This is a genomic window from Mycobacterium sp. NPDC050853, from assembly GCF_040653875.1.
In the GTDB taxonomy this organism is placed as follows: domain Bacteria; phylum Actinomycetota; class Actinomycetes; order Mycobacteriales; family Mycobacteriaceae; genus Mycobacterium.
On the sequence record NZ_JBFAGW010000006.1, the window covers coordinates 12,827 to 29,128 of the forward strand.

The following is a 16,302-nucleotide window of genomic DNA, read 5'->3' on the forward strand; positions in this document are numbered from 1 at the left end:
ACTGCTCATCCATATCCACTTATGGTGGAGTAGTCAACCTATTTCGAGCGTACGGCAAGGCGGGACATGTCATGAGCAGCATCAGCATCATCGGCGTGGGGAACATGGCCAGGGCCTTAGCCAGCCGTGCGCTCGCTAGCGGCAACGCAGTCGAGATCATCGGCCGCGACCTGTCCAAAGCCAAAGCGTTGGCCGCCGCGCTAGGCGGCGCCACTGTCGGGACGGCCGGTACGGCCCCGGCCGGAGACATCGTCGTCCTCGCCGTGCCATACGCCAGCGCGGCGGCGGTGATCAGTCAGTACGGGGACGCCCTGAACCGCAAGGTCATCGTCGATATCACCAACCCCATCACTGCCGATTTCACCGGCTTCCTGACCCCCGAGGGCAGTTCCGGTGCGCAGGAGATCGCCAAGGCCGCCCCCGCCGGCACGCATGTCGTCAAGGCATTCAACACCCTGCCCTGCGACGTGCTGGCGGTCGGCTCAATCGACGGTCGCCCGGTGGACGTGTTCATCGCCGGCGATGACGCGCAGGCCAAGGCACGGGTGTCGGCATTCATCGACAGCCTCGGCATGCACCCGATGGACGCCGGGGCCGCTGCCCATGGCGCGGGCACTGGAGAACGCCACCCTGCTGCAACTAGGCCTCATCACCCACTGCGGCAAGAATCCGAATCTGTTCCTCGGCGTCAGTGTCCGCAGCTGAGCGCACCACCACCACTTCTCGCCCCAATCCCGTCGTTCTAGGCGCAAAAAACACCAGCAGAACATCACTTCACCTACCTGAAAAGGACAGTCACATGCACGTTTTCGTCACTGGCGGAACCGGCCACGCCGGCTCGCACATCATCCCCGAGCTGATTGCCGCCGGGCACGAGGTCACCGGCCTGGCCCGGTCGGACGCCTCCGCGGCGGCCCTGTCCGCGCGCGGCGCGACGGTGCGTCGCGGCAGCCTCGAAGACCTTGACGGGCTCAAGGAAGCGGCCGCAGACGCCGACGGCGTCATCCACGTCGCGCACCGGCAAGACCTGCTTCCCACTGGCGGGATAGACGCCGTGGCCGCCGCGGAGCTGCCGATCATGCTCGCCTACGGCGAGGCACTCGCGGGAACCGGAAAGCCACTGGTCGCAGCAGGCAGCATCGGCTCACCCGGAAACCTGGGCAGGCCAGCCACCGAGGACGACCCAGCCCTTCCCCACAGCGATGAAGACAAAGGCACCCTGCGGGCTCGGAACATCGTCGAACGCGCCGTCATCGGCCTGGCCGAGCATGGGGTGCGGTCTTCGATCGTGCGGCTTCCGCTCATCGCGCACGGCACGACCGATAGCGCCGGCTTTCTGCCGGGGCTGATCGCGCTCGCGCAGGAGAAGGGCGTCGCTGGCTACCCCGGAGACGGCACGAATGCGTGGTGCGCCGTCCACATCCGCGATGTCGCTTCCCTGTTCCGCTTGGCGTTGGAGAAGGGTCCGGCGGGTAGATATTGGCACGCCGTTCAGGATGAGGCCATCTCGTTCCGCGACATCGCCGAGGCCATCGGCAGCCGTCTAGACCTGCCCGCCGTAAGCATTCCCCTAGATGTCCTGATGCTGCCGGGATACTTCGGCATGTTCACGAATCTGGCCACCGGATCCTTCCCCGCGACCAGCCTCACCACCCGCCAAACCCTCGGCTGGGAACCCCTTCAGCCCGCACTGATGGCCGATCTGGACAACGGTCACTACTTCGCCGCCAGCTGACAGACGCGATGCGCCAACAGAATTCCCCCCTTGCAAGGAGCAATCATGACCACGTTCGCCCCGCACCGCGCCACCTTGGAGTCCTTTGTCGACTGCATCCACGGCGGCGTCAACAAAGGCCTCCTCACCGGCTTGCTCGCCAAGGACGTGCGGTTATACGGCCCGTTCGGCGATGACCCAATAGTTGGCCGTGAGACCGCTGTCGAAACCATCAAGACCGTCAACGGCCTCTCGTCCGACGACACCTACATGGAGGTCCTCAGCCGCCAGACCCACCACGCCGCACACTTCCGGCTGCAAGTCGGCGACGCCGCGGTCAACGGCATCTTCTTCGTCCTGCCCGACGCCGACGGCAAGATCGCCGAGGTCAGCATCTTCTACCGCACCCTGCCGGCCGGTGTCGCGCTGCAGCGCAACCTCGCGGATGCAATCGGTATGCAGCCCTGGGAACTGCGCACCAGCGGGTCGTGACGGCCAACGCCGTGCCCTCCTTCACGACGGCCTCGGCCAGTTCAGTCGCTTTCCATCAGCCTCGACGCCTTCCCCGGGCTTTGTCGGACGTCACCAAGCCGGGCTTCGGGTGGAGGAATCAATCCTTTGGATAATCAGTCAAGAGAGGACATCTCACGAGCAGGATCAGCATCATCGGCACCGGAAACATGGCGAGCACCATCGCCGCGCTGGCAGTAGCAGGCGGCAACACTGTCGAGGTCATCGGCCGCGATCAGTCCAAAGCCGCCGACCTGGCCAAGGATCTGGGCGGCAGCGCCACGATTGGAGAGTTCGGTGCCGTCCCTGCCGGGGACATCGTCATCGTGGCCCTCGGGTATGCCAGCGTCGTTCCCGTCGTCGCCCAGTACGCAGACGCACTCGCGGGCAAGGTGATCGTCGACATCTGCAATCCCGTCAACTCCGCGGCCGACGGGCTCGCCATCCCCGACGGCACCTCCGTTGCGCAGAACGTTGCCAAGCAAGCCCCTGCCAGCGCCAGCGTGGTCAAGGCATTCAACACCACCTTTGGTGCTGTCCTGGCCAAGGGCCATCCGATGGATGTGCTCATCGCCGGCGACGACGAGCACGCCAAGGCCCGCGTTGCTCAGTTCATCGAGAGCCTGGCACTGCGCCCGCTCGACGTCGGCGGCTTGACCATGGCGCACTACCTGGAAGGAACGGGCCTGGTCATGATCGGTCTGGCGAAACATGGGGTGGGGAACTTCGACTTCGCACTCGACGTCGCCGTCCCCGGCTGAACCACAACACCGCCACCAGGCCGGAGAAGTGAACAACGAGCAGGCAAGCGCACCTCACCTACTGGTCGGCGGACGTCGCGACCGCCAATGGTCAGCGTCAGCCGAAGAGGGTCTGGTCGAAGGAGTAGTTGCCCAGATGCCCAGCTACGCAAATAAACACGGGAGTAATTGTGGGAAAGCTTGACGGCAAGGTGGCAGTGATCACCGGCGGATCCAGTGGTATGGCGCTTGCCGGCGCCAGGTTGTTCGTAGAGGAAGGCGCTCACGTCTTCATCACGGGCCGCCGGAAGGAAGCGGTCGATGAAGCCGTCACACTGATTGGCCGGAACGCGACTGGCGTGCAGGCTGATTCGGCAAACTTGGACGATCTGGACCGCTTGTTCGATGCGGTCCGACGGGAGAAGGGCGCCATCGACGTGTTGTGGGCCAGCGCCGGCACGGCCGAAGAAGGCAGGCTCGGCGAGATCACCGAGGAACACTTCGACGCCACGTTCGGGCTCAACGCCCGCGGCACGCTATTCACGGTGCAGAAGGCACTGCCACTGTTCAACGATAGCGGCTCGATCTTCATGACCGGGTCAATCGCGTCGGTCAGGGGCTACCCATCCTGGAGTGTCTACGCCGCGAGCAAGGCTGCACTGCACGCATACGCCCGCGTGTGGTTAGCCGAGTTGAAGGACCGCAGAATCCGGGTCAACGTGCTGACCCCGGGACAGGTCGTCGAGCCAGGACAAGATGAGATGTTCGACGACGAGACGAAGGCCGCGATGAAGGCGCGTGAGGCACTGATCCCACGGGGAAAAAACGGTAGCCCCCAGGAGATAGCGACGGTCGCACTGTTCCTCGCCTCGAACGACTCGAGCTTCGTCAACGGTATGGAATTGATCGCCGACGGCGGCACCACGGCAACCTAAAATGGTCCACCCACCGAAGTGCCACCGTGCTCTGCGGGTCCACCGAGACAGGTAGGCCCTGCTGACAGATGGTGTACGACGACGTGACCGCCCGCGACGTGGCGTCCTCCAATAACCCGCTACTCGGGTGGAACATCGCCGTTACGTTCCTAGCTCTGCCGACGACTCCAACCTGCGTTCGCGCAACGTTCACCCCACACCGAGGACCGACCAGGGCAGCAGACTGCTGTCGACGCCCACTAGAAGGAGAGCTCAATCCATGCCCATCTACCAATGCCTCACCCAACCGGGGCTCCTGACCGCCGACAAGCGTGCCGAGATAGCCAGGGAAATCACCCGCATCCACTGCGAGATCACCGGCGCACCCACGGCATTCGTCAACGTCCTGTTCCTCGACGCGCCCGACGGGCGGCTCTTCACCGCCGGGCGACCGTCGTCACACTCAGTGATCGGTGGCGATATCCGGCACGGGCGCGACGTCCAGACCCGCCAAGAGTTGCTGCGCGCGCTCTCGACGATGTGGACGGCCATCACCGGGCAACCCGAAACCGAGCTGATCGTGGGACTGCGAGAGATCCCATCCGAAAATGCCATGGAAGCCGGCCTGATCTTCCCGGCACCAGGTCAAGAAGAGGCCTGGTTCAACGCCAATCACGAACGCCTCACCGAACTCGGACTCGGCTAACCTGCACGATCGTGCACGTCAGCGGCGCAGCACCGTGGGCCCGACGCAGGCACCGGCCAGACAACCAATGGGTTGCCAAGGAAGAAAGATGAAATCAAACATCAGGAACGGTCCCAGCATCGTCGACGGCAGGAACACAGCCGGCGCGGCGAAGGGCCGCAACGCTTTCGACGTCGACGCTCTGGTCACAAGGACCGGCGGCAACACCACGAGCGACGAACTGCGCCGGCCCTGCCAGCGACATCGTCACTCTTCCACCGCACAAGGCGGAGGTGCCTTCCAGTGCCTGACTATCACCCGTTGCGATTCGGAACGTTCATCTCCCCGACAAACTGGCCTGCGCACCGTCCAGTCGAGTTGTCCCAACTCAGCGAGCGACTCGGCTTCGACCTCGTCACCTTTCAGGATCACCTGTGCCTCTTCAACTTCCTTGACACCTGGGCTCTGCTCAGCTGGGTAGCCGCACGAACCGAACGCATCGGTATATCGGGCAACGTGCTCAACTTGCCGCTGCGCCAGCCGCCCGCCGTGCTCGCCCGCGCAGCTGCCAGCCTTGACCTGCTCTCCGGTGGCCGGGTGACACTCGGGATCGGAGCCGGGAACTATTGGGATTCCATCGAGCGATCGGTGGACGGAGATTGACCCCACGGCAAAGCATGCAGGCACTCGGTGAGTCTATCGAGGTGATCCGGGCGATCTGGGACGCTGACGATCCCAGCGCCGCCCACATCGACGGCGAGTACTACAAGGTCGACGGCGCCGAGCGCGGACCCGCACCTGCACAACAGATTCCGATCGTGCTTGGCGCCTACAAGTCGAAGACGCTCGATCTGGTCGGGCGCAGGGCCGACGGCTGGCTGCCGACGCTTCCGGGCATGGAATCCGGCGGCCTCGTGTAAGCAAACGCCATCATCGATGACGGCGCACGGGCCGCTGGCCGCGATCCCCGTCAGATCACCCGTCTGCTCAACATCTACCCGGACCAGACTTTCCGAGGCGCTGACCCGAATGGCCCCCGAGGACGGGGTCAGCACCTTCATCGTGATCAGCGACGAATCCGAGGTGCTGGAATGCTTTGCACGTTTGACGATGCCGCTTAGGGCAGCCAGGCTCACCGAATTACCTTCCGTTAGCGATCGCAGACCTTCGCCGTGGTCAATTCCTTTGGGGCAAAAAGGTATTCATTGAGACAGCCGATGGCGACGAGAGAGGCAAGTGTTGCCTGGCTTACGGACGGGCCGGTGCGCGTCGGGGTCTGAGCTCCTCGATGCGATCGAGAACCTCATCGAGTGCAGTTGCGAGAGGAGCGGGGTCGCGGCGAACCTGCGCGAGCAACATGCCGCCTTCGACCGCAGCCAGCAAAGCGGTCGCCAACCGGTCGGGGTTGGCCTTGCGGCGTAGCTCGCCCCGGTCGCACATGGCCTGCAGGGCTGCGCGGATCGCCGATTCCCACTGGTCGAATCCACCGGCGAGATCAGCTCGACATTCCGGGAAGGTCTCGGCCAGCTCACCGGCCAACGACCCGACCGGGCAGCCGCCCTCACAGTTCCGCTGGCCAAGCGTGTCGACGAGGAGGTCTCGCCAGGCGCGCAACCCTTCCATGCTGTCCAGCCCGCCGAGCGTTGCCAGGAGAGCGTGGATGCGGTGCGCGATGACAGCCCTGATCAGCGAATCCTTGTCCCCGAAGTAGTGATACACCTGCGAAACCCCAACGCCCGCCGCCTTCTGTACGTCGCCAAGACTCGTGCCGGCGACACCGTGGTCGTGCATCAGTTGCGCTGCTGTCGCCACGATCCGCTCCCGCGTGGCGTGCCCCTTGGGGGTTAGCCGCCGCGGCTCGGAGACTGATTCGTTCGCTGCCATCGCGTTGGCCAAGTCTGGCGAGATCCGTCGCCGCGAGCCCCGCTTGCCCTGATCCCCCTTCCGATTCGTGTGATCCTGTTCCGAGTCGTCATACGCGCTGCCTGCGGCAACCTGGAAGTCAGTCCAGCCCCAACACCGCACAATAGTGAATCCCATACTACATAAACCGATGCAAAATACACTGCCGCCGATGCGGCCTGTTCCTTGACGAAGAACGTCTAAATGCGGCACATACCGGCATATTTAACGGCATCCACGGCTATCCACGCCGGACGACCCAGCGGTTGACATCCTCGTACTTGAAGGCAAGTATGTAGCGGATACTACAAAATATATCTGGACTAGAGCAGTCATCCCATAGCGAAAAAAGGCAATATGACGGCGACATCAACTCGACGCCAGCTATGTGGTGCCGAGTGCAAGACACCGAGAAAGCCGAGGTCCTCGGACTGTTCCTCGGGCCGCGGTGCCACGCTCACGGATGGGGTTCTGTCATCAGTGGAGCCGGCGCGAAGGCTTTATCGAGTCTCTATCGAAAGGAAATGACAGCATGGTTGCGACGTCTTCCAGGGCGGTTCTGATTACCGGTGCCAACGTTGGGCTCGGCAAGGAGGTGGCGCGCCAACTCGCTCTTGCCGGCGATTTCGACCGGATCTACCTGGCGTGTCGCAACACCGACAGCGGGCGGTCTGCGGCCTCCGACCTGGAGCGCCTCACAGGCAGGTCCATCCTCACGGTAGTTCGAATGGACCTGACCGACTTGGACTCGGTGAGGTCCGCGCTGAGCACGTTGGATGGCCCACTGCATTCGGTCGTCATGAACGCCGGCGGCACCGGCGGCCCAACACCGCTGGCGCTCACCGCTGATGGAGTGACACATGTCTTCGGTTCCAACGTACTGGGCCACGTTGTACTGCTCGAGAATCTCCTCGCCGCTGGGGCATTGACCAACACAGCGGTCCTAGTGGGCAGCGAAGCCGCGCGCGGTGTTCGCATGATGCGGATGCCGCGGCCCACGTTCACGGACCACTCGGTGGAGGAGTTCGCGAGCGTCATCGACGGTTCGTTCTTCAAGCAGCGCAAGTTCAACACGTTCCTCGCTTACGGACAGGTGAAATACCTTGGCGCGTTGTGGATGTCGGCACTGGCGCGAAAGCATCCCGGCCTGCGGCTTCTCACCGTGAGCCCGGGCAACACCGCGGGAACGGACGCGTTGCGCGACATGGGCCCGGTCACTCGGGCCACGATGAATCACGTCATGTTGCCCTACGTCCTTCCCGCACTGGGGGTAGGACACCAGTTGGAGAAGGGCGCAAAGCGGCTGGCCGATGGAGTCACCGACGAACAGTTGCGCAGCGGGGTGTTCTATGCCAGCCGACCGGGCGCCGTCACCGGGCTCTTAGTGGATCAGTCTGCGATCGTCGCCGACTTCAAGGACCCGGCAATGCAACAGCATGCCTACGAAGCCATTCATCGCTTCGTGAAGAATCCACCCTCACACCAACAACCGCCTCCCCGCACTATCGGTGCCGATGGCGTCGAATCCCGCTGACAGCCAGGGCCCCGCGGCGTTGATTGATCGTGGATCCCGAGCCTCATCGACGCTTCCACGCTCCGACGGTTTGGCGTCGCGGTGATAATCCGCGCCAGTCACCGCAAACAGATCGGCCCCACCCCGCCACGACCCAGGGTCCCCCGCCACACGCGGCGGCGACGGTGGTCGAACCGTAGACAACGAGCATGAACAACGACAAAGAGGAGGACATTTCATGACGACCCTTCAAGAGGCAGCATCGCTGTCCAGCGATGAGCAAGGCCTGGTGGTGGTGTCGACGTTGCGGGCTAACGGCACCATCCAGTCCTCGCTGGTCAACGCTGGCGTCCTAGCCCATCCTGCCACAGGGGAGACCATCTTGGCCTTGGTCGCGTCAGGTCCTGTGAAGCTGGCGAACCTGCGGGCTCGACCCCAGGTCACGGCCACCTTCCGCAACGGGTGGCGGTGGGCGGCGGTCGAAGGGCGCGCCGAACTCGCCGGATCCGACGACCCCCAACCCTGGCTAGACGCCGAAGGGCTACGGCTTCTACTGCGCGCCATCTTCACCGCAGCCGGCGGCGAACACAATGACTGGGACGACTACGACCGGGTGATGGCCGAGCAGCGCCGGGCAGCGGTGCTCATCCGCCCCGACCGGGTCTACAGCAACCGATAACGTTATACGACAACGCATTTCGAGGTTGGCCAGCCGAGGCACCGCAACTGTTCTACGAGGGTCTGGAAGCCGACAACTCCAAGACCTACCGGGGCACCCATCAGCGGGGTATATCCGTGTGGCGAGAGCGACATGGATGCGTCAACGACCCGATCATTCCATCTCTAGGAGAAAATTCCATGAGGGCAGTCCGTTTTCACGAGTACCGCGACATCAACGTCCTGCGCTACGAATAGGCCCGGACACCCCGGCCCTGCCGCAGGGAAGTGCACGTTGCAGTCGCGGCGACGGCGTTCAGGTGAGGTGAGCCCGTTGTCGTGGTCCAGGCGTTGTGGACTCTTGCCCGGTGTTCGGGCGAGGAAGAATCGGCGACGACATGGCATCGAACAAGCGCCGGCGGCATACCCCGGATCAGATCGTCCGCAAGCTCGCCGAGGGCAACAAGCTCCTGGCCTCGGGCCAGGAACTGGCCGAGGTGTCTCGACACCTGGAGATCGCTGAGTCGACGTGGCATCGCTGGTTGGCCCAGTACGGCGGCATGAAGGCCAGCGAGGCGAAGCGGCTCAAGGAACTCGAGGAGGAGAACGCTCGGCTCGAGGAGGTTTCGGCGGGAAACTTCTGACCCCGAATCGCAGGCGCAGCGCCGTTGAGGTGCTGTGCGAGCGGTTCGGGGTGTCTGAAGGCCGCGCCTGCGGTGGTGGGTTTGCATCGTTCCACGATGCGCCTTGTGCCACCACCAGGTCACCAGCGAGGATCCGCGTTGCGTGGCTGGCTGCGCCGGTTCTCGGTCGAGCGGCCGCGTTGGGGGTGGCGGCGGGCGGCCAAGATGGCCCGCCGAGTGGGCTGGCGGGTCAACGACAAGCGGATCCGACGGTTGTGGCGGGAGGAGGGCCTGCGGGTCCCGCAGCGCCGCAGGAAGAAGCGGTTGACCAGTATCGGTGTCGCCGTGGGCGCGATGTCACCGATCCGCCCAAATCTCATTTGGGCGAGGGACTTTCAGTTCAACATCGCGTTGCCGCCACCGGGAACTCCGGTCACCGCACTATGTGCGCTTCGACAATGGTCCTGAGTTCGTGGCGCACGCCATGAGTGACTGGTGCCGATTCGACAGTGCCGGTTCGCTTTTCATCGACCCTGGCGCCGTGGCAGAACGCCTTCATCGAGTCGTTCAACGGCCGGTTTCGTGACCAATTGCTCAACTCGTGGCGCTTCGACTCCCTGCCCGAAGCTCGCGTGATCATCGAAGACTGGCGCCGCGACTACAACGCCGACCGACCCCACACCGCCCACGGCGACCTCACCCCAACCGAGTTTGCCCTAAGGTGGGCCGCGACCCACCAATCGAAGGTCGCATAGCGACTAGACCACCAACCGGGTCCCCCTCGGCCGATCGGATGCCTGCACTACATCTCAATGCAGTTCACAGCTTTCAGATAGGTGCCGGGTGATCGCGGGGCCGCGACTGGCCGAAAACAAAGAGATCAGGGACCCCGACTGAACGAAAGGCGCATCGACACTTATTCCGTTGAACGGCAACGATTTTACTACGCTATTCTGCCGATATCCTATCGCCTACGTCGGCCATATCCTCGCCACGAAAGCCCCTCCAGCCAATTAACACCCAGCCTACCGGCGAGTAACTTTCCTGCTATCGCATTCGCGCGAGGCGGCACCGCATCTCATGGCGCTGCGAAAAGACCTATGTGAAGGGCACCGGCTTATCGGCCAGCTACGCCGCCACACGCCATGTCCCATGGCCAACAGCTAGTGCGTGAGACGGATCCCGATGACAAGATTCACAAGTTCGCTTCTGCGGCTTGGTAATTCACGACAGAAATAACCAGCCATAGCGTGACGACTAACGTTGCAGCACTGCAACACATCAGCGTTCACCAAATACAATCCGAGTAGGGTCTATCGTCGCGCCGCGGGCCGATAGCCTGAGACGTCACGCTCTTCAAGACACCAGTGCCTGGCCGGGTAGAGACGCCGCACATCTTTGTAGCGTCCGGTAATCCCGCTGACTGGCTTACTCATTGCCGGATCGGTTGGCGTGGCGAGGTATTCGATGGTCGAGCCGCTGAGGTACCCGCGCAATAAACGCCGGATCACATTGGTCAAATTGTCGCCCTCGTCTTGGGCCTTCGAATGCCCAGCCTGCCATTCGTGGTCAGGAATTCGCACAGTGCGGCGCGGAGTCAGGCTCACGGCAGCTGCGTATTGCCCGGATGCCACTCAGAGACTAGCCGCACCTCTTCGTGCGCCCCTGGCGCACCGTCGAGCAATCTGCCCATAGCCGAGTCCGCCGAATACCGTGCATTGGGCCAGGTGCCGCTGACCGCGTGAACAATTCCCCTTTCCTGGCGCAGCCCAAGGGAACTGATCAGCTCGTTCCGGAGCGTAGGAAGATCGATGACCCGATCCACTGCAGCGTCCCCGGCGATGAGGCCACCGCCTGAACTCTTTATCCACCCTTGCGCCGCAAGCGCTTTGGCCAGGGCTTCATCAATATCGCTATGCAGGGCGGCCATCGCAACTCCTCCAACAAGCATGCTAGATATGAGAAATATTACCATAAAAGCATGACACTCCACAGGCCAGTCATCCGCGCCGAGCACTAGCAATCCATGGATTCGCCGCAGCGGCTGGACGCCTTGAGTGCAGGGCGCACTGCGACCGCCCGGAAATCCTTTCTGCCCACCACGGCCGGGTGTCAGTCGCCCACCCACTGTTCGGGATACCTAAGGGATGCGCGTTTCTTGCGCTTATCTGCAGGAAGGCGGAGGAAAGAGCAAATGACCAGCAGTCACGTTGTCGCGGTCATGTCCACGACGGGGCCACAGTTCAACGCTAGAACGGGGCCTTGGTAAGGATCAGATCGGGGTTCGATTCCCCGTGGCTCAACCAATCAGTAAGTCTTTTAAAACGTCGAGCTGTCGTCTGGGCCGAGCACGAACCCGTGCGGGGCCCATGAGGTTGACTCGCCAGGCGCCGGGACGGTGTCGACAACACAGGCGGTCATCGCCTGGTCAACCGCGCAAGTGCCCGTCCATATCCCACGGGTGAACACGACCTTGCTGCCGGCTGGCAACAGTTTCGCCTGCCCGGGACTGGACGGAGAGTCGCCGAACTTACCGGCTTCTATATAGCTCGCGGTCACGCTGGTGTGGCTACCCCCCGGAATCGGCCCGGTGCACGTCGCGGTGTCCCACATACCCCGAACATTGATCACCACACTGCAGTTCTGGCCGGCGGGAGTGCTGAACTGCACGCTGCTCACGGCACCGTTATAGCCGCTGGTCGGGATCGCGACCGTATAGTCGGACCTCTTCACCGCGATATAATGATCCAGATCTGGTAATTGCGGTTCAGCGCCAGCCGACGGCGCCAATGACAAGCCGGTGGCTGCCAGCGCTCCGATACATACCAAAGCCCGAGCGGACGCCATTTCACCACGTTAACAGCACGCGCCACCACCTGACCTGCTTCGCTGGAAACACCAAGCGCGCATCGACGCCGAGCGCATCTAGGGCACCCCGAGCGTGAGGGCTGACGAACTGGCCGCCACCCACAAACACATCGCCCAGTCGGAGGCGACGGTGGCGTTGACCCGCGACACCTGCGACCTCTTCGACGAGCAGATGGGCTGATCGCCGTCAACCTGGACCCATAGACAACCCGACCACCACGGAACCGCGACCCAGCAACCGTGCACTGTCCTGAACGTCGGCTACACGCCTTCACCACATAGAGATAACTTGCGCTCTAGCCGATGGCGGGCCAGGGAGCCAGCGGGGCTGCCGTTGTCTGCCAACGTCTCTGGCGGTTGCACCAGCGGAAATGATCTAGGCGGTTAGCACTGCCCAAGACCTTGTTAGGTGTCCGATTGGCCGAGCTTTGTCACGGCTTCGGCGGTATAGGTCGTTTTCATGTTGCCGCCGGGTGTGGTTTCGATCTTCATGATGGCGTTGATGCGGACACGGTCTCCGACTGCTAGTCCTCGGATTTGGCTCGGATCGATCCGTCCAAGCTTGACGGTGATGGTGTCGCCGTCGTCTTGTTTGATCAACCAGGATGCGACAGCGCTGACGGTGAGGTACTCGCCGAGGATCTCGACGGGCTGTTCGTCGAGGTTGGCATGTTCGACGGTGGCTGCCATGTAGGCAGCCGCGGCGGCGGTGACGCGGACGCGGCGGGTGGTGCGCGAGGGTTGGCGCCAGTCGATATCGACGTCAAAACCGGCGCGTTCCAGTGTCTTTGCGAGGTCTCGTACGGCCGAAGCGGTGCGTGGCCCCATGTCTTCGAGTTGACGCACGAATGACGACTCCTGCTCGATGGCGCCAATGTCGATTCCTGCGGCGAACACGTCGATTGCGGCGCCAACGGCAGCGTCGAGCATCTGGTCGCCGGGGTCCAGTTCGGAGAACATCCCCACTTTGCCGTCACCATGCCCGGTTTCGTCGATCGCACTCACTGCGGGAGTCACCGTCAAGATAATCGACCCTGGTGCCGGCGATGCGGACAACAGCAGATCAGTACGACGCCGAACATCGGCATTGGCTTGTTTACCGAGCGCTTTGTCACCGGTCTGGGATGCGCCGACCGCGGTGGCCACACGTTGAAACCCCGTCATCACCCGCGCGACATCGTTCATCTTGGCCGATGATCCGGTAACCCCATCCCCGGTGATGCGAATGTTGCCCCGTGAAGTCAGTGTCCTTCCCAGCGGATCCGCGGCAATCAAGTCCTCAATGCCGATCCGGGTGAGATCAGCGGGGGTTGACCATTGCGGCACCCGAGCGGCCGCCTCCGGGCTGGTCATCGCCGCCAATATCGCGGCCGCCATCTGGTCCAGATCGCGATCAGGTGTAGTCATCGAGCGTCACTTCCAAGTATCCACGTCGCGGTAAAGCATCCAGGCGTACTGGGGTCGAACCGGTAGGCCCGGATCGCCGCCGCTGCAACACGTCGTCGACCTGGCCACGGGAGTACAGATACTCGGCGTAATAGCTATCGTCGATTTGCGGGTCAGGTTGGCAATGCCAGGCTGCCAGTCGAGTATCCACATCGACACCGACAACATTGTGGACTTCTCCAGGCAACGCAAAGGCGCGAAGCATGTGGTACGCCTCTGGGTCGAGGTTGGCTTTGTCCAGCTCGAGGTCTTCGACCCAGTACAGACAGTGGATCGCAGGGGGTTCGGCGATCTCCGTGAGGAACGGCCCGTACAACCAGGCCGCATTGACCGGGGTGTAGCGGCGGAGCAGGTTGGTCGTGGCCTGCCAATCTCCCCACAGTAGGTGGCGGCGGGGCGGGTGGTCCTCAACGAACCTGAGGTAGATCTCTTCTTGAGTGACCCGGTATCTTCCGGGCGGCAACTGGCCGTCAATATCCAATTCGGGTAACACGGCCACCCCCTCTCTGAGGGGATGCTGTCACAAAGGAATCGCCCCCTCTAGGGCGTATTGCAAATTGCGGCCTCGGCGTTATCGGTTGGTGGCCATGGCGCGCCATCGGCAACAGCAACGTCACCACCGGCGGCGGGTGTGAACAATGCCGCTACCGCCTCATCAATCGCAGCGATCACCCCACGCGCCGCCCCCGTCAACTCTGCCTCATGCGTGACAGCGGTATCCGCAACCGCGGCGGCCAACCGGTCGCGCGCTATCAGCAATGCCCCAAAACCACGCTGCGCGGTGCTCTGCGGCACAAACTCTTCGGATATGAAAGCGCGCAGCAACTCATCCAACGCGCGACGCTGACGGACACTCATCCGATGCGCCTCACCTGGGACCTGGTATTGCTCGGCTGCGGGGGGCCGCACTCCAGCGGCTGCGAACGCGGCCGTCTCAGGCACCTCGGCCAGGTAAGCGATGGCCCGGATCGAGGCGTCCGAAGGCCGGGAGGCGTAGGTGCCTTGCCGCAGCCGGTTCAAGGTCGCGTGCGATACCTCGTGGCCGCCGCGTTGGGCGATCTCGGCCAATCGCCGCCCTGATGCCCCGCCGTGGCGCTGCACCGCCGACTCGATCAGCTCGACTAACGATCTGCTGGTTGTCCCCATGATCCACCTGTTCGTGCCGGCCCCGGTTCGGCGTGTACCCGCCTTCGACACCCATTCTTCTGGCACTTGTAACGTGAGTCAAGCGCAACTCGCCGATCTAGACGCACCACAAGGACGTACACGCTATGTAACATGGCGCACGTGTCACGAGTCAATGGCTTTTGGAGCGGCGCCCCGCTCGACCCCTTTTGTGGATCGGGGGCGTCGCCGAGACGACGTCCGGGGCCACAGAGGTCGGCCAAGTGTGTGTTCGAGGTGCGCGAGGGTGCCGATATCGCAGAGCACCGTGCCTGCCAGGATGCGCCCGATCGTGGTGTGGGCGACGCCGCTGGCCAGCGCCAAAGGTCGTTGACCGATTCCGGTTTCGGTCATCGCCGCGCGCAATGTCCGCGCGACGTGCTGCGCAACAGCGGCCGCCGGGGGCGCATCGGCCGCCAGCTGCCCGTCTGGCCAGGTGCCAGCGGGCATGTACTCGGCGGGTGGTCGAACGCCATGGCTGCGCGACACCATCCGACCATAGCGCTCAACACGGCACTCAACAGCCCATCTGGGGGTGGCCCGTACCATGCTGGTGCATTTACGCACCAGCATGGTTGGAGGATCACCGATGGACCAGCACCACAGACGGGTGGCGCGCGATGAGGAGCGCGCAACCGGCAGTGCAGTTGAGCCTGCCGTTGCCGTGGGGGCCGGCCATGGTTGAGGGCAGCGTGGCCACGTCCGTGGATCTTGTGGTCTCGGATTGGGCGCTCGACGGGGCCATGTCGGCGCAGACGTTGGACAAGTTTGCGCTGCTGGCACAACGGTTCGTCCGGTTCGCGGCCGCACACGATGTGACGACACTCGAGGCCGTCGACCACAGTTTGGTATCCAAATTCGTTGCGGCCAAAGGCCGCTCCCGCCACGGCGCGGTAGGACCGGCGGCCGTTGCCACCATGCACAACCGTCGCGCAGCGTTGCGGGCGTACTTTCGCACCGCCCGCCGCCTCGGACTGGTCCTGCATGACCCGACCCTCGACATCGACGTGCCAGACCGGGAAGCCGCGTCCACAAGGCCACTCACCGATGACGAAACGGTGCTGGTGCGGCTGTTCTCCGAACACGCCACCCCCACCCGGCATGCCGCCACGGCCGCGCTGCTGCTGGCCGGTGCGCACACCAGCGAGCTCGGCCACATCCGCATCAGCGACGTCAATACCGCCGCCAATACCGTGTGGGCGCACGGCTCGACCAAGCACCGCGCCCGCTGCCTGCCGTTGGACACCTGGGCCCGCCGGGTCATCGACCAACGAATCGCGCATCTGACCGAACGCGGCGCCACCGGCGACACGATCTTTTGCACCGGCTCCGAGGGCTCCGACGCACAACGGCAGGCCCGGGTCTGTGTCACCGTCCGCGATGCCCTGACCCGCGCCGGCTTGAGCACCACCATCGGAATCAAACCATCGTCGCTGACCGCCTACGCCGCCCGGCAAGTTTTCGAGGACACCGGCCGAATCGAACTGGCGGCCAAGCTGATCGGCTCAGGGTCCCTCGATGGCACCGCCACGCTCATCGGCTACCAATGGCGCCAGGACGACTGAC

General features: G+C 63.5%; 19 protein-coding genes, 1 tRNA gene and 1 pseudogene. 13 read left to right on the plus strand and 8 right to left on the minus strand.

The window, feature by feature from the left end; translation table 11 throughout:
- Positions 1–71 precede the first annotated feature (71 nt).
- The 8 genes from AB0H22_RS18640 to AB0H22_RS18675 all read left to right on the plus strand — a co-directional run bounded on the left by AB0H22_RS18640 (position 72) and on the right by AB0H22_RS18675 (position 5,483).
- Positions 72–746 carry an NAD(P)-binding domain-containing protein gene (locus AB0H22_RS18640; protein WP_358148037.1) on the plus strand — a complete coding sequence of 225 codons (675 nt, stop codon included), beginning with the start codon at positions 72–74 and terminating at the stop codon, positions 744–746.
- A gap of 53 nt (positions 747–799) precedes the next feature.
- Positions 800–1,735: an SDR family oxidoreductase gene (locus AB0H22_RS18645; protein ID WP_358148039.1), complete on the plus strand. Its 936-nt coding sequence runs from the start codon at positions 800–802 to the stop codon at positions 1,733–1,735.
- Between the two features lie 45 nt (positions 1,736–1,780).
- A complete protein-coding gene (locus AB0H22_RS18650; protein WP_358148042.1) occupies positions 1,781–2,206 on the plus strand; it encodes a hypothetical protein in 426 nt (141 codons plus the stop codon).
- A 164-nt stretch (positions 2,207–2,370) separates the two neighbouring features.
- Positions 2,371–2,985: an NAD(P)-binding domain-containing protein gene (locus tag AB0H22_RS18655; RefSeq protein WP_358148412.1), complete on the plus strand. Its 615-nt coding sequence runs from the start codon at positions 2,371–2,373 to the stop codon at positions 2,983–2,985.
- Between the two features lie 170 nt (positions 2,986–3,155).
- Positions 3,156–3,899 carry an SDR family oxidoreductase gene (locus AB0H22_RS18660; protein WP_358148044.1) on the plus strand — a complete coding sequence of 248 codons (744 nt, stop codon included), beginning with the start codon at positions 3,156–3,158 and terminating at the stop codon, positions 3,897–3,899.
- Positions 3,900–4,158: 259 nt separating this feature from the next.
- Positions 4,159–4,584 (plus strand): tautomerase family protein, encoded by a 426-nt coding sequence (locus tag AB0H22_RS18665; RefSeq protein ID WP_358148046.1) that lies wholly within the window; start codon positions 4,159–4,161, stop codon positions 4,582–4,584.
- A 282-nt stretch (positions 4,585–4,866) separates the two neighbouring features.
- A complete protein-coding gene (locus AB0H22_RS18670; RefSeq protein ID WP_358148048.1) occupies positions 4,867–5,226 on the plus strand; it encodes an LLM class flavin-dependent oxidoreductase in 360 nt (119 codons plus the stop codon).
- Positions 5,223–5,483 (plus strand): LLM class flavin-dependent oxidoreductase, encoded by a 261-nt coding sequence (locus AB0H22_RS18675; protein ID WP_358148051.1) that lies wholly within the window; start codon positions 5,223–5,225, stop codon positions 5,481–5,483. Before AB0H22_RS18670 ends, AB0H22_RS18675 begins: the two co-directional genes overlap by 4 nt.
- A 328-nt stretch (positions 5,484–5,811) precedes the next feature.
- Here AB0H22_RS18675 and AB0H22_RS18680 read toward each other — a convergent pair whose 3' ends face one another.
- Entirely contained in the window at positions 5,812–6,603 is a 792-nt protein-coding gene (locus AB0H22_RS18680; RefSeq protein WP_358148053.1) for a TetR/AcrR family transcriptional regulator, read from the minus strand.
- Positions 6,604–6,997: 394 nt separating this feature from the next.
- Here AB0H22_RS18680 and AB0H22_RS18685 point away from each other — a divergent pair, with 394 nt between their 5' ends.
- From AB0H22_RS18685 to AB0H22_RS18695, 3 genes and pseudogenes are all read left to right on the plus strand, one after another.
- Positions 6,998–7,999: an SDR family NAD(P)-dependent oxidoreductase gene (locus AB0H22_RS18685; RefSeq protein WP_358148056.1), complete on the plus strand. Its 1,002-nt coding sequence runs from the start codon at positions 6,998–7,000 to the stop codon at positions 7,997–7,999.
- A 217-nt stretch (positions 8,000–8,216) separates the two neighbouring features.
- Complete coding sequence (locus tag AB0H22_RS18690; protein ID WP_358148058.1) at positions 8,217–8,657, plus strand: TIGR03618 family F420-dependent PPOX class oxidoreductase; 441 nt, start codon at positions 8,217–8,219, stop codon at positions 8,655–8,657.
- A 376-nt stretch (positions 8,658–9,033) separates the two neighbouring features.
- Positions 9,034–10,013 (plus strand): annotated as a pseudogene (locus AB0H22_RS18695) (integrase core domain-containing protein).
- A gap of 558 nt (positions 10,014–10,571) precedes the next feature.
- Here the strand turns inward: AB0H22_RS18695 and AB0H22_RS18700 are convergent.
- Entirely contained in the window at positions 10,572–10,865 is a 294-nt protein-coding gene (locus AB0H22_RS18700) for a hypothetical protein (protein WP_358148060.1), read from the minus strand.
- Complete coding sequence (locus tag AB0H22_RS18705) at positions 10,862–11,188, minus strand: hypothetical protein (RefSeq protein ID WP_358148063.1); 327 nt, start codon at positions 11,186–11,188, stop codon at positions 10,862–10,864. The genes AB0H22_RS18700 and AB0H22_RS18705 overlap by 4 nt, the downstream gene beginning before the upstream one ends.
- Positions 11,189–11,489: 301 nt before the next feature.
- On the opposite strand from AB0H22_RS18705, the gene AB0H22_RS18710 reads away from it, so the two are divergent.
- A tRNA-Thr gene (locus AB0H22_RS18710) sits at positions 11,490–11,564 on the plus strand.
- A gap of 13 nt (positions 11,565–11,577) precedes the next feature.
- On the opposite strand, the gene AB0H22_RS18715 is transcribed toward AB0H22_RS18710, so the two are convergent.
- From AB0H22_RS18715 to AB0H22_RS18735, 5 genes are all read right to left on the minus strand, one after another.
- The gene (locus AB0H22_RS18715; RefSeq protein ID WP_358148065.1) at positions 11,578–12,105 is read right to left on the minus strand and encodes a hypothetical protein; all 528 of its coding nucleotides are present in this window, start codon (positions 12,103–12,105) and stop codon (positions 11,578–11,580) included.
- A gap of 426 nt (positions 12,106–12,531) precedes the next feature.
- Positions 12,532–13,533, minus strand: coding sequence for a hypothetical protein (locus AB0H22_RS18720; RefSeq protein ID WP_358148067.1), 1,002 nt, complete (start codon positions 13,531–13,533; stop codon positions 12,532–12,534).
- A complete protein-coding gene (locus AB0H22_RS18725; RefSeq protein WP_358148069.1) occupies positions 13,520–14,065 on the minus strand; it encodes a hypothetical protein in 546 nt (181 codons plus the stop codon). The genes AB0H22_RS18720 and AB0H22_RS18725 overlap by 14 nt, the downstream gene beginning before the upstream one ends.
- 47 nt (positions 14,066–14,112) lie before the next feature.
- A complete protein-coding gene (locus AB0H22_RS18730; protein WP_358148072.1) occupies positions 14,113–14,718 on the minus strand; it encodes a hypothetical protein in 606 nt (201 codons plus the stop codon).
- Between the two features lie 144 nt (positions 14,719–14,862).
- Positions 14,863–15,225, minus strand: a complete 363-nt coding sequence (locus tag AB0H22_RS18735) for an XRE family transcriptional regulator (protein ID WP_358148074.1) — start codon at positions 15,223–15,225, stop codon at positions 14,863–14,865.
- Between the two features lie 131 nt (positions 15,226–15,356).
- Between AB0H22_RS18735 and AB0H22_RS18740 the strand changes: the two genes are divergently transcribed.
- Positions 15,357–16,301 carry a site-specific integrase gene (locus AB0H22_RS18740; protein ID WP_358148076.1) on the plus strand — a complete coding sequence of 315 codons (945 nt, stop codon included), beginning with the start codon at positions 15,357–15,359 and terminating at the stop codon, positions 16,299–16,301.
- Position 16,302 lies beyond the last annotated feature (1 nt).